Source organism: Sphingobium fuliginis, assembly GCF_015074805.1.
GTDB classification, from domain to species: domain Bacteria; phylum Pseudomonadota; class Alphaproteobacteria; order Sphingomonadales; family Sphingomonadaceae; genus Sphingobium; species Sphingobium fuliginis.
On the sequence record NZ_CP060037.1, the window covers coordinates 184800 to 199066 of the forward strand.

The window sequence follows — 14267 nt, forward strand, 5'->3', positions numbered from 1 at the left end:
GGACCGGCGATCAAATGGATGATCAGCCGAGGGGAATATCCATTCCGTAGCCCGCGGCTTCGTTGCCGTGACCGAATATATCGCGGGTGTAGTATTCCTGCTGGCTTGGGGCCTTGCGGGCACCCCAGCCGAACTCCCACAGCCAGCCCGACGGGTTGGCGCAGTAGAAGGTCAGCGCCTGGTCGTTTGCATGCTTGCCGAGCTGGAGCGCGACGTCGATCTTGCGCGCCCGCACAATGTCGTGCGCGAGGCCGAGATCGTCGAGGTCGGTATATTCGAACATCAGGTGGTTGATGCGCTTTTCCATCGGGCCAAGCCCGAAAGCGACCGAATGCTGCCGCTCGTTGCAGTGCATGAAGTACGGCTGCGCCACCATCCCGTTGGGCAGCTGCAGGTGATACTCGACCGACCCGCGCAGCCCCAGCAGTCCGTAGAACGCCGCCGCCGCGGGAACATCGTCCTGACGCAGGATGCAATGCCCGATTCCTTCCGATCCGGTCACGAATTTTCCGTACATGGGGCGCCCAGGATGGAAAGGCTTGTGGGTGTCGACTTGCGGCCCGTAAAAAATTTCGGTGGGGTTCCCACCCGGATCAGCCAGCTTGGCAAGACCGAGCACGCGCCGCTCCCGAGCTTCGGCCTCGCTTGCCACCGTCAAGGAGATTCCGGCGGCGGTCAGCTTTGCCACCATGGCGTCGAATTCCACCGGATCGGCAACGCGCCAGCCCAGATAGGCAAGATCGTCGGAGTCGGAGGCATGCAACACGATGCGATGATGCCACTGGTCCATGCGCAGGTAGAGGCGGTCGCCTTCGCCCTCGTCGACAATCTCCATGCCGGCCACTTCGGCAGCATAACTGCGCCATGCATCGAGATTTGTTACGGTCAACCCGAGGTAACCGAGTTCCGTGACTGCTACCATTTGCCTTCTCTCCCAAGACGCGGCTCGCATCGCGCGGGACCGTCATCACCGAATTGTGTTGTAGTCGGGTTTACCCGACCGACTCGACCTAGTTAGTGGATAATTCTCCATGGTGCAATACGTTGCACCGGGAAATTTGTTGGTGTAGGAAATGCGCAGCAGAACGTCAAACCAGCGATTCGCCCGTGATGGGCGGCGGCGCGGGGCAGCGTTTGGGAGCACCGCCAAGGTGCCCGGTCATCCAGCGACAGCCGACCGATCCGGCTTTCGCATATTGGGAGTGGAGCGTTATGGAAGCCGCAGAAAAGCGCGTCGGTCGGATTGCCGATTTGCAAGCGATCAAACGGCGACTGAAGTCGTGGCTCGTGAAAGACCAGGCTAGGGGAATCTTCCAGATCGACCGCGCCGCCTTCACCGATGCCGAGCTGTTCGATATCGAGATGAAGTATATTTTCGAGCGCAACTGGATTTTTCTCGCGCATGAAAGCCAGGTCGCCAAGCCCCACGATTTCCTGACGACCAAGATCGGACGGACGCCCGTCATCATTACTCGGGACAGGACGGGCACTGTCTGCGGATTGGTCAACGCCTGCGCCCACCGCGGCGCCAAGGTCTGCCGCGAAAAGGCCGGCAACAAGAAGAATTTCATGTGCCCCTTCCACGGCTGGACCTACTCGTCTGCAGGCGACCTTCTTGACGTCACGGAAGAAGGTGCAGGGGGTTATGCGCCTGGTTTCAACCGCGCCGATTTCGGACTTCCCCGGATCGCCCGTCTCGAAATTTACCGCGGCTTTATCTTCGGCAGCCTGTCTCCCGATGTCTTGCCGCTCGAGGAATATCTGGCCGGTTCGAAGGCGTTCATCGACCTGTTGGTCGACCAGTCTCAGCAAGGCGAAATGGAGGTGCTGCCGGGCGCTACCCGGTACCGCTATCGCGGCAACTGGAAGATGCAAGTGGAAAACGGTCTGGACGGGTATCACGTCGGAACGGTCCATGCCAATTACTTCATGACGGTGATGCGTCGGGTCGAGGGGGCCTCCAAGAACGACACCAAGGCGATCGACTTTTCAAATTTCAACCGGCAGGACGGCGGCTCGTTTTCCTTCCATAACGGGCATTCAGTGCTCTGGGCCGACTACGCCAATTTCCGGGATCGGCCGAACTTCGAGGCCCTCGACTGGATCGAGGAAACCCATGGCGAGGAAAAGGCGCTGTGGATGAACAAACGCATCCGGAATCTTCAGCTGTTCCCCAACGTCTTCCTGATGGATCAGACCAGCACCCAGATCAGGATCATCCAGCCGATCTCCGTCGACGAGACCGAAGTCACGACCTATTGCATCGCTCCGGTGGGTGAAAGCGCCTCGGCACGGGCCCTGAGGATCCGGCAATACGAGGACTTCTTCAATGCCAGCGGCATGGCGACGCCGGACGATCTGACCGAATTCAACAACTGTCAGGCCGGGTTTGGTGCCGGCGAAGGCCGGATGAACGACATGTCGCGCGGTGCGACCCGGTGGGAGAAAGACGCCGGTCAATTCGGCGCGGGTCTCGCCGTGGATGCGGTGATGAGCAGCCCGGCGGTGGCCGACGAGGGACTTTATGTCGCAATCCACGACGAATGGATCAGCCGGATGAACACCGCAATCGACCAGGAGACCGCAGAATTACTTGCCAAGGGCGACCTGGAGTTGGCGCGATGACGGCTGCCGATACGCAATGGCTTGCCGTTCACCGTTTTCTTGGCCGCGAGGCAGTTGCGCTCGACGACAAGGACTGGGACACCTGGCTGTCGCTCTATGCCGAAGACGCGGAATACTGGGCGCCGGCGTGGGATGACCGCGAGCGCCTGACCGCCGATCCGCAGCGCGAAATCTCGCTGATCTATTATCACAATCGCGGCGGCCTAGAGGATCGGGTTTTCCGCATTCGCACCGGGCGGTCCTCGGCAAGCACGCCCGGGCCGCGCACTTCGCACGTGTTCACGCTGCTATCGACGGAAGAAGGCGATGGCCTGGTGCGGGCGCGCACATCGTGGACGGTGACATCCGTGCTCGATGGGGCGGTAACTGTCTACAGCGGATCGGCCTTCTATGATCTCGAGCCTGCCGGCAGGAGTTATGTGATCAAGCGCAAGAAGACCGTGATCATCAACGACCTCGCGCAGACCATGCTCGATGTCTACAGCATCTGACCCACCCATGGCAGCAACAGCAGGGCGTCCCGTTGTCGGGACCATGATCGGCGATCCTGCGGGAATCGGACCCGAAGTGACGGTCAAGGCCCTCGCGGACGGTTCGGTACACGAGGTGTCGATTCCGGTGCTGCTTGGCTCGGCAGCGGCGGTGGAGCGTGCGCTCGACATGACCGGGGTCAAGGCCCGGGTGCGCCGGATGCGTTCGTTCGAACGGCCGAGCGACGATGTCCGGGTGATCGACGTGATCGACACCGGCGCCTTGCCGGAGGGCGTTTTGCCGCTGGGCGAGGATACCGAAGTGGCCGGTCATGCCTCGGCGCAATGGCTGGACGAACTCGACGCGCTGGCCCGGGACGGGTCCTTTGCCGCGACGATCATGGGACCGATCAGCACCGGTTCGCTCAAGATGGCCGGAAAACTTGACAAGGTCATCAGTCCGACCCCTGGCGAAAGCTACCTGGTCTTGCTGACCGGACCCTTGCGGGTCGCGCATCTCACCGATCACATGTCGCTGCGCCAGGTGATCGACGTGATAACCGCCGATCTCGTGGCCAAGGCGATCGGGCAGGTCAACGATGCCATGCGGTCGTGGGGTATCGCCCGTCCGCGGATCGCCGTGGCCGGGCTGAACCCGCACGCCATGGGCGACGAGGACCGGCTTGCGATTGCTCCCGGGGTCGAGCGGGCGCGGGCAGCGGGCATTGCCGTGGAAGGCCCGATTGCGCCCGATTCGGTGTTCCGGCAGTGCATCGAGGGGCGTTACGACATGGTCCTCGCGATGTTCCACGATCAGGGGCACATTGCGGTCAAGACCTGGGGCTTTTCGGGCAACTGTGTGATCATGATGGGGCCGCCCTATCTGCACATGTCGGTTGCGCACGGCACCGCCTATGACATCGTCGGCACCGGACAGGCGGACGCGGCGATGATGCTCAGCGCGATGCGCACCTGCGGCCAGCTTGCATCGGGCCAGGGTTTTTCGGGAGACGCACAATGAATGCCATGGCACCAGTGGGGGCGCCCTCGCTCCCAACGGCGGTGGACTACAAGGTTTACCACGATACGCAGATTTTCGCCTCCGAGCAGCGCAGTGTCTTCAAGGGTCGCACCTGGTGCTACCTTGGGCTTGAGGCCGAGATTCCCAACGCCGGAGATTTTCGCGCGACCCATGTCGGTGAAACGCCGGTGGTCCTCGTGCGCGGGCAGGAAGGCAAGATCCATGCCTGGGTCAACCGGTGCGCGCACAAGGGCGCAACGGTGTGTCGCTCGCTGCGCGGCAACCAGGCCGACGGCGCGTTTGTCTGCGTCTACCATCAATGGGCCTACGATTCGGAAGGCACACTGGTTGGCGTGCCGTTCCGGCGCGGCCTCAAGGGAGTAGGGGGGTACGACAAAGACTTCGACCCCGCAAATCACTCGCTCGAAAAGCTCCGGGTGGAGAGTTACAAAGGCATGGTGTTCGGCACCTTTTCAGCCGAGATCGAGCCGCTCGAAGATTTTCTCGGCCCGGTGATGCGCAAGTATATCAACCGCGTTTTCCACCGCCCGATCAGGGTGCTCGGTTACTCCCGGCAATATATGGCGGGCAACTGGAAGCTCTACTCCGAAAACAGCCGTGACAGCTACCACGGCGCCTTGCTCCACCTGTTCTATCCGACCTTCGGCATTTACCGGCAAAGCCAGGACAGCGCCGGAGAATTGGCCGAGCAGGGTTTTCACAACGTCTTTACCGTCTCCAAGCCCAAGGGCGACATCGATTACGGCTCGTTCGGCGATGAAGCCAACCGCGAAATGCAAGGCGCTGCCAAATTGCAGGACGAAAGCCTGTTGCAGTTCCGGCCCGAGATCGAGGACGATGTCGGCTTGCACATCCAGTCGCTGTTTCCCTCGGTCGTGCTGCAGCAGATCCAGAACACCCTGGCTACACGCCAGATCGTGACTCACGGCGTCGACAAGACCGAATTGGTCTGGACCTATTTCGGCTATGCCGACGACGATGAGGAAACCACGCGTCACCGCCTGCGCAACCTGAACCTTGTCGGCCCCTCCGGCCTGATCTCGATGGAAGACGGCGAAGCTGTTGAGCTTTGCCAGCAAGGGACTATTGGGGCCGAAGGCAAGCACAGTTTCATCGAAATGGGCGGCGACGACGTGCGCGGCTATTACGCGCCGATGGGCATGGACGAGAACGCGGTGCGCGGCTTTTGGAAAGGCTATCTGAGCCTGATGGGCGATGCTCTTGCCATTAGCGCCGAGGCATCGGCATGAGCGTGGTCGATCCTCTATTGCAAGGCCTCGTGGATTCCCTGAACGCCGCTTACGGACTGTGTCTGGATGACGGCCGGCTTGAGGAGTGGCCCGAGTTCTTCGTGGACGATTGTCTCTATCAGGTGATCGCCCGCGAAAATGTCGATAACGGGCTGCCGGCCGCGGTGATGTATTGCGACAGCAAGGGCATGCTGGTCGATCGGGTGGTAGCGCTGCGCCGAGCCAACGTCTTTCCGGAGCATTTCAGCCGTCACCTGATTTCGCGAGCGGTCTTGACCGGGATCGACGGGGATACCGTGTCGGCCGAAGCAAGTTATGCCTTGCTGCAGACGCGCAACGACGGTGAGACTCGCATCTACAACGCCGGGAAATATGCCGACCGCCTGCTAATCAATGACGGCGTAGCCAAGCTGGTGAGCCGAATGTGCGTCTATGACACACACAGGATCGCGACGCTGCTGGCGACCCCAATCTGACGGCCGACCATCGTCTGGCGTCGAAAAGAAATCTAGAGGAGAAATACCATGAAACTGTTCATCAGCCCCGGCGCATGTTCCCTCGCCCCGCACATTGCCCTGCGCGAAACCGGAGCCGATTTCGAAGCCGTCAAGGTCGATCTGGCCGTGCGCAAGACCGAGGCGGGCGAGGATTTCCTCACCGTCAATCCGTCCGGCAAGGTCCCGGCCCTCACCCTGGACAGCGGCGAGACCCTGACCGAGAACCCCGCCATCCTGCTGTACATTGCCGACCAGAACCCCGCGTCTGGCCTGGCGCCGGCCGAAGGCAGCCTCGATCGTTACCGACTGCTGAGCCGTCTCAGCTTCCTCGGTTCCGAATTCCACAAGGCATTCGTTCCGCTGTTCGCCCCCGGCACTTCCGACGAAGCGAAGGCGGCGGCCGCGGAATCGGTCAAGAACCACCTCGCCGCGCTCGACAAGGAATTGGCCGGGCGGGACCACTATGCCGGCAATGCTTTCAGTGTTGCCGACATCTATCTGTTCGTGATGCTGGGTTGGCCAGCCTACGTCGGTATCGACATGGCCGCCTACCCCGTGCTCGGCGCCTATGCCGGCAAGATCGCGCAGCGTGCCGCCGTGGGTGCCGCGCTCAAGGCCGAAGGCTTGGCGTGAGCCGGACAGTCCGACTTCCGGCATTATGCGATGGAGCTGAATCATTCTCCATTTGCAAATGCGTTCTGTTTGGTGCAATAGTAACGAGAAATTGGATGGACGCGAAAGCTGTGTGCATGACCTGGCGCGAACACAGGCAATGCTAGCGTCAAAAAACAGTTGAAAATCGATTGGGAGAGCCATGACTGCCGTAGCCAACGACATCGCACGCCCGGAGATTGGCAAGTCCATCACGGTTGATGGCAGCGTCACGAACTACCACGATGTGGGCGATGGCGCACCGGTCCTGCTGATTCACGGATCGGGACCCGGGGTGACTGCATGGGCCAATTGGCGGCTCAACATGCCCGAGCTAGCGAAGCGCTTCCGCGTCATCGCGCCCGACATGTTCGGGTTTGGCTATTCGGATTCGAAGGGGCGGATCGAAGATAAGCGGGTGTGGGTCGATCAGGTCGCATCCCTGCTGGATGGCCTCGGGATCGACAAGGTCTCGATGGTCGGCAATTCCTTCGGCGGCGGCATAACCCTGGCGTTCATGATCGCGCATCCCGATCGAGTCGAAAGGGCGGTGCTGATGGGTCCGGCCGGGCTCGATTTCCCGATCACGCCTGCGCTCGACCTGGTCTGGGGCTATCAGCCTTCGCTAGAGGAAATGCGCACCTCGCTCAAGTACCTCGCCTGGGATCACAGCCGGCTGACCGAAGACCTGGTCCAGTCGCGCTATGAAGCGAGTGCGCGTCCCGAAGCGCATGAGCCGTATCACGCGACGTTCGGCGGGGCTGACCGGCAGCGCAACATCGCGATGCTGGCAAGCCGCGAGGAAGACGTGGCGGCGCTAAAGCACGAAACGCTCATCCTGCATGGCCTGTTCGACCAGGTGATTCCGCTGGAATCGACCGTTCGCCTGGCCAGCCTGTTGCCGCGCGCCGACCTGCACGTGTTCGCGGAATGCGGCCACTGGGTTCAGATCGAACGGATGACGAGCTTCAACCGCATGGTGGCCGAATTTTTCGAGAACGGCCTCAAGGCCTGAAGGGACAAGGAGAACTGAAATGGCGCTGACCGGTGTACTTCGCCCTGGCTATGTCCAGTTGCGCGTCCTCGATCTGGATGAGGCAATCCAGCACTATCGTGACCGTATCGGCCTCAACCTGGTGAGCGTCGAGGGAGGCAGGGCTTTCTTCCAGGCCTTCGACGAGTTCGATCGCCACAGCATCATTCTGCGCGAAGCCGATTCTGCCGGGCTCGACCGGATGGCCTTCAAGGTCGCCAGGGATGCCGATCTCGACCACTTTGCCGAACGCCTGCTTGACATCGGGGTTCATGTCGACGTGATTGCGGCCGGAGAGGATCCTGGTGTTGGCCGCAAGATCCGCTTCAATACGCCAACCTCCCACGTGTTCGATCTCTATGCCGAGATGGAGCTGTCCGAGACCGGTCCGGCCGTGCGCAATCCGGACGTCTGGATCGCCGAACCGCGCGGTATGCGCGCGACCAGGTTCGATCACTGCGCCCTCAATGGTGTCGATATTTCGGCGAGCGCGAAGATTTTTGTCGAGGCTCTCGATTTTTCGGTGGCCGAGGAATTGGTGGACGAAGGGTCCGGCACTCGGCTGGGCATCTTCCTGTCATGCAGCAACAAGGCGCATGACGTGGCGTTTCTGGGCTATCCCGAGGACGGACGGATCCATCACACATCGTTCAACCTCGAATCCTGGCACGATGTCGGTCATGCGGCGGACATCATCAGCCGCTACGACATTTCGCTCGATATCGGCCCGACCCGCCATGGGATCACACGCGGGCAGACGATCTACTTCTTCGACCCCTCGGGCAACCGCAACGAGACGTTCAGCGGCGGCTACACCTATTATCCCGATAATCCGCGCCGGATGTGGCAGGCCGAGAATGCCGGCAAGGCGATCTTCTATTACGAGAAGGCGCTCAACGACCGCTTCATGACGGTGAACACCTGAGCATGAATGGAGTGGCGACAATCCGGTCGGTGGGACACGATCTTGCCGCCAAGGCGGTGCAGGTCGCGGTGGCGAAAGGCGGCGAGGCGGGCTGTCCCCTCGTCGCCGCAGTGGTTGGCGCCACCGGGGAACTGGTCGCCCTGTTGCGCGCCACCGGGGCCCCGTTTCCCTCCTCTCAGATCGCGCAGGACAAGGCCTATACCGCTGCCAGCTTCAAGGTTCCGTCGCCGGACGTCTACAAGATGGTCGCAGGCAATCCCGCGCTAAGCGGAGGTATCGCCGCGAAGCCCGGAATCGCCATGTTCGGCGGCGGGCTGCCGATCGCGATCGCCGGCGAAATCGTCGGCGCGATCGGAGTGTCGGGCGGAACCGAAGAACTGGATACGCAGTGCGCAAACGCAGCCCTCATCTCGATCGGGGCGACGGAATATTGAGCGTCCGGCCATCGCCGCACTGAAACAAGACGCTACGGAGAATTGAAGAGCCCATGGCAAATGAGATTACCCCGGCCGTTACCGACACCATCCTGAATTTCATCGGGGGCGCATATCGCCGTGGAAGCACCGGCAAGACCTTCGACAATTTCGCTCCTGCGACCGGCCTTCGGATCGGTACTGTCCACGAGGCGAGCGAGGCCGATGTGGCCGATGCGGTTGCCGCGGCCAAGGCGGCGCTCAACGGCCCCTGGGGCAAGATGACCACGGCGGAACGGGTCAAGCTCATCTCCGCGGTCGCCACCGAGATCGAGCGCCGCGCGGACGATTTCCTCGCAGCCGAAGTGGCGGATACCGGCAAGCCGCGCCATGTCGCCTCGCATATCGACATTCCGCGCGGTGCTGCGAACTTCCGGATGTTTGCCGACGTCATTTCGACGACCCCGACCGAATCCTTTGCAACGGCAACGCCCGATGGCGGGCAGGCGCTCAACTACGCGGTGCGCAAGCCCAAGGGTGTGATCGCGGTGATCTGCCCGTGGAACTTTCCCCTGCTGCTGATGACCTGGAAGGTTGGACCTGCCCTGGCTTGCGGCAACACGGTTGTGGTCAAGCCATCCGAAGAGACGCCGCGGACCGCGGCGCTGCTCGGTGAGGTCATGAACGCGGTCGGGATGCCCGAAGGGGTCTACAACGTGGTGCACGGTTTCGGGGCGGGTTCGGCCGGTGAATTCCTGACCTCGAACCCCGACATCGATGCAATCACATTCACCGGCGAAACCGGCACCGGCCAGGCGATCATGCAGAAGGCCGCGGTCGGGGTGCGCGACATTTCGTTCGAGCTGGGCGGTAAGAATCCGGCCGTCGTGTTTGCCGACGCCGATCTCGACAAGGTGGTCGAAGGATTGTCGCGTTCGGTATTTCTGAACACCGGGCAGGTCTGCCTCGGGACCGAGCGGGTCTATGTCGAACGGCCGGTTTTCGACGAATTCGTGAAGCGGATGACGGTGGCGGCCAAGGCGTTCAAACCAGGAGCGACCGGCGATCCAGCCTATCTTGGTCCGCTGATCAGTGCCGAGCATCAGGAAAAGGTGCTGGGATACTATGCGCGCGCGGTGGCCGAAGGCGCCACTGTCGTCACCGGGGGCGGGGTTCCCGCGATTTCTGGGGATGAAGCGGGCGGCTTTTATGTCGAGCCAACGTTGTGGACAGGCCTGGCGCACGACAGTTCGGTGATGCGCGAAGAAATCTTCGGCCCGTGCTGCGGGGTCATTCCCTTCGATGCCGAAGACGAGGTGATCGGCCTGGCCAACGACACCGACTACGGATTGTGCGCGACGATCTGGACCGAAAACCTCTCGCGGGCGCACCGGGTCGCCGCCTCGATGCAGGTTGGCGTCTGCTGGGTCAATTGCTGGTTCCTGCGGGATCTGCGCACCGCATTCGGCGGTTCGGGACATTCCGGGATCGGCCGCGAAGGCGGCGTGCACAGCCTCGAATTCTACACGGAAACCGAAAACATCTGCGTGAAGCTTTGAGACCATGACGACTGAAACCACTATCGATCCCACTGCCATCCAACAGGCGGCCGAGCAATTGCGGGGCGCGGCTGCCAGCGGCAAGCCGGTGGCGCCGATTCGCGATCTCATTTCGGCCGGCGGCGTGGATGCCGCCTACGCCGTGCAGGAAATCAACACTCGGCACGCCCTTGACAGCGGACGGCGCCTGGTCGGCCGCAAGATCGGCCTGACCTCGCTGGCGGTCCAGCGCCAGCTTGGCGTCGACCAGCCCGATTACGGCATGCTGTTTTCGGACATGGACGTGCCCGAGGGGATTCCGATCTCGCTCGATCAGGTCATCCAGCCCAAGGTCGAGGCCGAAATCGCGATCGTGGTCGGCCGGGATCTGCCCTATCCCGATCTCACCACCGCCGAGATGATCCGCGCGGTCGAATATGTCGTACCCGCGATCGAGATCGTCGATAGCCGCGTTGCCAACTGGGACATCCGCATCTGGGACACCGTCGCCGACAACGCCTCGAGCGGGCTGTTCGTGCTGGGTGCGGTGCCGCGCAAGCTCGAAGCGCTCGACCTGCGCGAATGCGGCATGGTGATGGAGGTAAAGGGCGAGCCGATCTCGGTGGGGGCGGGGATTGCCTGCCTCGGCAGCCCGATCACCGCATCGCTGTGGCTGGCGCGGGTGATGGCCCGGGTCGGACGCCCGCTGCTTGAAGGCGACGTGATCCTGTCCGGCGCGCTCGGGCCCATGGCCGGGATCGCGCGCGGCGATGTCGTGGAAGCGAGAATCAATGGCGTCGGAACGGTGCGGGCGGCTTTCGCTGCCGAGGCCGGCTGACGCAGATGAACGGAGAGATCGAAGAATGACCAAGATGAAATGCGCCATCATCGGCTCCGGAAATATTGGTACCGATTTGATGATCAAGCTGCTCAAGGGGTCCGATACCCTTGAACTGGCGGCGGTGGTCGGGATCGACCCGGCCTCGGAAGGCCTCGCCATGGCCCGCGAACGCGGCGTGGCGACAACCCATGAGGGTATTGAAGGGCTGCGTAAGCTGCCGGCCTATCCCGAGATTGGCATCGCATTCGATGCGACTTCGGCCTACGCCCACAAGGAACACGATGCGGCCCTGCAAGCCGACGGCAAGCTGGTTGTCGATCTGACCCCTGCCGCGATCGGGCCGTTTTTTGTCCCGCCGGTCGGCGGAGTGCTCGACAGCGAAATCCGCAATGTCAACATGGTCACCTGCGGCGGTCAGGCGACCATTCCCATTGTCGCCGCGGTTTCTCGGGTGACCCCGGTTCATTACGCTGAAATCGTCGCGTCGGTGTCCTCGCGTTCTGCCGGGCCCGGCACCCGCGCGAACATCGACGAATTCACCCGGACCACCGCGAAGGCGATCGAGATAGTGGGCGGTGCCGGCCGCGGCCGGGCGATCATCATCCTCAATCCCGCCGAACCGCCGATGATCATGCGTGACACGATCTTCACGCTGACCGATCAGGTGGACGAGGACGCCATCCGCGCCTCGGTCAAGGAAATGGTCGAAACCGTGCAAGCCTATGTGCCCGGCTATCGCCTCAAGCAGGAAGTGCAGTTCGAACGGTTCGGCTCGAACCGGCCGCTGAAGATCCCCGGATACGGCGAATTCGTCGGCCTGAAGACCAGCGTGTTCCTCGAGGTCGAGGGCGCTGGCGACTATCTTCCGAAGTATTCCGGCAACCTCGACATCATGACCGCCGCCGCCAAGGCAGCGGGTGAGCGTCTGGCCCAACAACGCCTTGAAAAGGTGGCAGCATGACCTTCAATCCCGAAACCGGAAAGCTCTACATCCAGGACGTCACCCTGCGTGACGGCATGCATGCCATTCTTCACATGTACGGCACCGAAAGTGTCCGCACCATTGCCAAGGCGCTGGACGATGCCGGCGTCGATGCGATCGAGGTGTCGCACGGCGATGGCCTCAACGGCACGTCGTTCAACTACGGGTTCGGTGCGCATACCGACTGGGAGTGGATCGAGGCCGCCGCCGACGTGATCAAGAACGCCGTGCTGACCACATTGCTGGTGCCGGGTATCGGCACGGTCGAGGAACTCCGCCGCGCCTATGCGCTCGGCGTGCGCTCGGTGCGGGTGGCGACCCATTGCACCGAGGCCGACGTCGCCAAGCAGCACATCGGCATTGCCCGCGACCTCGGCATGGATGTCTCGGGCTTCCTGATGATGAGCCACATGATCGATGCCGAGGCGCTGGCGCAGCAGGCCCTGCTGATGGAAAGCTATGGGGCGCATTGCGTCTATGTGACCGACAGCGGCGGCGCGCTCGACATGGACGGGGTGCGCGATCGCCTGCGGGCCTATGACCGCGTCCTCAAGCCGGAAACCCAGCGCGGCATCCACGCCCACCATAACCTTTCGCTCGGTGTGGCCAATTCTATCGTCGCGGCTCAGGAAGGCGCGGTGCGGATCGATGCGAGCCTTGCCGGAATGGGGGCAGGGGCCGGCAATGCGCCGCTCGAGGTGTTCGTCGCCGCCGCTGATCGCAAGGGCTGGAACCATGGCTGCGATGTCATGTCGCTGATGGACGCGGCGGAGGACATCATCCGTCCGTTGCAGGATCGCCCGGTGCGGGTGGATCGCGAAACGCTGAGCCTGGGCTATGCCGGGGTCTATTCGAGCTTCCTGCGTCACGCGGAAAAGGCCGCCGAACAGTATGGGCTGGATACGCGCGAAATCCTGATCGAACTGGGCAAGCGCCGGATGGTCGGGGGGCAGGAAGACATGATCGTCGATGTCGCGCTCGATCTTGTTTCCGCACGTGCAGCATAGGCCAAGGCAATGGACAAACTTGAGCGATACGCCGAAATCCTCGACAGCGCCGCTTTGCACGCGCGTGCCACACCGCAGCTCACCCATACCGATCCCGACCTGAGCGTCGCGGATGCCTACCGGGTCCAGCAGCTGTCGGTCGATCGGCGGCTGGCGCGGGGCGAACGCCGCATCGGCGTCAAGATGGGGCTGACGAGCCGCGCCAAGATGCTGCAGGTCGGGGTCGACGAGGTCGCCTGGGGGCGATTGACCGATGCCATGCTGATCGAGGAGGGCACGGCCATGTCGCGGGCGCGTTTTGTCCATCCGCGGGTCGAGCCTGAAGTCGCCTTCCTGATGAAGGCGACGCTGGCCGGCAAAGTGACGGCGGCGGCCGCGCTGGCGGCGGTCGAGGCGATTGCCCCAGCCATGGAAATCATCGACAGCCGCTATGAGAACTTCAAGTTCGCGTTGTCCGATGTCATCGCCGACAATACCTCGTCGTCCGGGCTGGTGATCGGTTCCTGGAACGATCCCGCGATGGATTTCTCGAACCTCGGCGTTTACCTCGAAATCGACGGGGAAGTGAAGCAAATCGGCTCGACCGCCGCGATTCTCGGCCACCCCCTGCGCTCGCTGGTCGCGGCAGCCAGGCTTGTTTCCGAAGCTGGTGAGGAGATTTCGGCCGGAGACATCGTGATGGCGGGCGGGATTACCGCCGCGCCCAATCTGGCACCTGGTCAAACGGTGCGCACGACCGTCCAGGGGCTGGGTTCGGTCATGTTCCAGGTGGAGGCCTGAATGCCGATCATCGAGGTCAACTTGCTCGAAGGGAGGACTTCCGACGACAAGGAGCGGTTGATCCAGGCTTTGACCGCTGCCGCCATCGAAGCGATCGGTGCGCCGCGCGAATCGGTTCGCATCATCCTGCGCGAGATGCCGCCGGGCCATTTCGCGGTGGGTGGAGAGACCTTCGCTGCCAAAGCGGCCGCGAAGGCGGCTCGACAAGGCTAG

General features: G+C 62.4%; 16 protein-coding genes. 15 read left to right on the forward strand and 1 reads right to left on the reverse strand.

Features of this window, described 5'->3' with window-relative positions:
- Positions 1-22 precede the first annotated feature (22 nt).
- Positions 23-922, reverse strand: coding sequence for a biphenyl-2,3-diol 1,2-dioxygenase (gene bphC, locus H5V43_RS22275; RefSeq protein WP_037508711.1), 900 nt, complete (start codon positions 920-922; stop codon positions 23-25).
- 290 nt (positions 923-1212) lie between these two features.
- Here bphC and H5V43_RS22280 point away from each other — a divergent pair, with 290 nt between their 5' ends.
- The 15 genes from H5V43_RS22280 to H5V43_RS22350 all read left to right on the forward strand — a co-directional run bounded on the left by H5V43_RS22280 (position 1213) and on the right by H5V43_RS22350 (position 14267).
- On the forward strand, positions 1213-2625 hold the full coding sequence (locus H5V43_RS22280; protein ID WP_025548173.1) for an SRPBCC family protein: 1413 nt from the start codon (positions 1213-1215) through the stop codon (positions 2623-2625).
- Positions 2622-3116, forward strand: a complete 495-nt coding sequence (locus tag H5V43_RS22285; protein ID WP_025548174.1) for an aromatic-ring-hydroxylating dioxygenase subunit beta — start codon at positions 2622-2624, stop codon at positions 3114-3116. Before H5V43_RS22280 ends, H5V43_RS22285 begins: the two co-directional genes overlap by 4 nt.
- Positions 3100-4116, forward strand: coding sequence for a PdxA family dehydrogenase (locus H5V43_RS22290; protein WP_025548176.1), 1017 nt, complete (start codon positions 3100-3102; stop codon positions 4114-4116). The genes H5V43_RS22285 and H5V43_RS22290 overlap by 17 nt, the downstream gene beginning before the upstream one ends.
- Positions 4113-5387 carry an aromatic ring-hydroxylating dioxygenase subunit alpha gene (locus tag H5V43_RS22295; RefSeq protein ID WP_025548178.1) on the forward strand — a complete coding sequence of 425 codons (1275 nt, stop codon included), beginning with the start codon at positions 4113-4115 and terminating at the stop codon, positions 5385-5387. The genes H5V43_RS22290 and H5V43_RS22295 overlap by 4 nt, the downstream gene beginning before the upstream one ends.
- Entirely contained in the window at positions 5384-5863 is a 480-nt protein-coding gene (locus tag H5V43_RS22300; protein ID WP_025548180.1) for an aromatic-ring-hydroxylating dioxygenase subunit beta, read from the forward strand. Before H5V43_RS22295 ends, H5V43_RS22300 begins: the two co-directional genes overlap by 4 nt.
- 48 nt (positions 5864-5911) lie before the next feature.
- Positions 5912-6517, forward strand: a complete 606-nt coding sequence (gstA, locus tag H5V43_RS22305; RefSeq protein WP_025548182.1) for a glutathione transferase GstA — start codon at positions 5912-5914, stop codon at positions 6515-6517.
- Between the two features lie 181 nt (positions 6518-6698).
- Positions 6699-7550, forward strand: coding sequence for an alpha/beta fold hydrolase (locus tag H5V43_RS22310; protein ID WP_025548183.1), 852 nt, complete (start codon positions 6699-6701; stop codon positions 7548-7550).
- A gap of 19 nt (positions 7551-7569) precedes the next feature.
- Positions 7570-8493 (forward strand): catechol 2,3-dioxygenase, encoded by a 924-nt coding sequence (locus tag H5V43_RS22315; protein ID WP_025548184.1) that lies wholly within the window; start codon positions 7570-7572, stop codon positions 8491-8493.
- Positions 8494-8495: 2 nt separating this feature from the next.
- Positions 8496-8927, forward strand: coding sequence for a GlcG/HbpS family heme-binding protein (locus H5V43_RS22320; protein ID WP_025548185.1), 432 nt, complete (start codon positions 8496-8498; stop codon positions 8925-8927).
- A 53-nt stretch (positions 8928-8980) separates the two neighbouring features.
- The gene (locus H5V43_RS22325) at positions 8981-10465 is read left to right on the forward strand and encodes a 2-hydroxymuconic semialdehyde dehydrogenase (protein ID WP_025548187.1); all 1485 of its coding nucleotides are present in this window, start codon (positions 8981-8983) and stop codon (positions 10463-10465) included.
- Positions 10466-10469: 4 nt separating this feature from the next.
- Positions 10470-11282, forward strand: coding sequence for a 2-keto-4-pentenoate hydratase (locus H5V43_RS22330; protein WP_025548189.1), 813 nt, complete (start codon positions 10470-10472; stop codon positions 11280-11282).
- A 25-nt stretch (positions 11283-11307) separates the two neighbouring features.
- Entirely contained in the window at positions 11308-12246 is a 939-nt protein-coding gene (locus H5V43_RS22335) for an acetaldehyde dehydrogenase (acetylating) (RefSeq protein ID WP_040261278.1), read from the forward strand.
- The gene (gene dmpG / locus H5V43_RS22340; protein ID WP_025548191.1) at positions 12243-13274 is read left to right on the forward strand and encodes a 4-hydroxy-2-oxovalerate aldolase; all 1032 of its coding nucleotides are present in this window, start codon (positions 12243-12245) and stop codon (positions 13272-13274) included. Before H5V43_RS22335 ends, dmpG begins: the two co-directional genes overlap by 4 nt.
- 9 nt (positions 13275-13283) lie before the next feature.
- On the forward strand, positions 13284-14054 hold the full coding sequence (locus H5V43_RS22345; protein ID WP_025548193.1) for a 2-keto-4-pentenoate hydratase: 771 nt from the start codon (positions 13284-13286) through the stop codon (positions 14052-14054).
- Positions 14055-14267: a 2-hydroxymuconate tautomerase gene (locus H5V43_RS22350; protein ID WP_025548194.1), complete on the forward strand. Its 213-nt coding sequence runs from the start codon at positions 14055-14057 to the stop codon at positions 14265-14267.

Coding starts and splice junctions, on each gene's coding strand:
- H5V43_RS22330 (WP_025548189.1), top strand. CDS start 10,470: ATGACGACTGAAACCACTATCGATCCCACTGCCATCCAACAGGCGGCC.
- H5V43_RS22280 (WP_025548173.1), top strand. CDS start 1,213: ATGGAAGCCGCAGAAAAGCGCGTCGGTCGGATTGCCGATTTGCAAGCG.
- H5V43_RS22290 (WP_025548176.1), top strand. CDS start 3,100: ATGTCTACAGCATCTGACCCACCCATGGCAGCAACAGCAGGGCGTCCC.
- bphC (WP_037508711.1), bottom strand. CDS start 922: ATGGTAGCAGTCACGGAACTCGGTTACCTCGGGTTGACCGTAACAAAT.
- H5V43_RS22335 (WP_040261278.1), top strand. CDS start 11,308: ATGACCAAGATGAAATGCGCCATCATCGGCTCCGGAAATATTGGTACC.
- H5V43_RS22310 (WP_025548183.1), top strand. CDS start 6,699: ATGACTGCCGTAGCCAACGACATCGCACGCCCGGAGATTGGCAAGTCC.
- gstA (WP_025548182.1), top strand. CDS start 5,912: ATGAAACTGTTCATCAGCCCCGGCGCATGTTCCCTCGCCCCGCACATT.
- H5V43_RS22300 (WP_025548180.1), top strand. CDS start 5,384: ATGAGCGTGGTCGATCCTCTATTGCAAGGCCTCGTGGATTCCCTGAAC.
- H5V43_RS22285 (WP_025548174.1), top strand. CDS start 2,622: ATGACGGCTGCCGATACGCAATGGCTTGCCGTTCACCGTTTTCTTGGC.
- H5V43_RS22350 (WP_025548194.1), top strand. CDS start 14,055: ATGCCGATCATCGAGGTCAACTTGCTCGAAGGGAGGACTTCCGACGAC.
- H5V43_RS22320 (WP_025548185.1), top strand. CDS start 8,496: ATGAATGGAGTGGCGACAATCCGGTCGGTGGGACACGATCTTGCCGCC.
- H5V43_RS22315 (WP_025548184.1), top strand. CDS start 7,570: ATGGCGCTGACCGGTGTACTTCGCCCTGGCTATGTCCAGTTGCGCGTC.
- dmpG (WP_025548191.1), top strand. CDS start 12,243: ATGACCTTCAATCCCGAAACCGGAAAGCTCTACATCCAGGACGTCACC.
- H5V43_RS22325 (WP_025548187.1), top strand. CDS start 8,981: ATGGCAAATGAGATTACCCCGGCCGTTACCGACACCATCCTGAATTTC.
- H5V43_RS22345 (WP_025548193.1), top strand. CDS start 13,284: ATGGACAAACTTGAGCGATACGCCGAAATCCTCGACAGCGCCGCTTTG.
- H5V43_RS22295 (WP_025548178.1), top strand. CDS start 4,113: ATGAATGCCATGGCACCAGTGGGGGCGCCCTCGCTCCCAACGGCGGTG.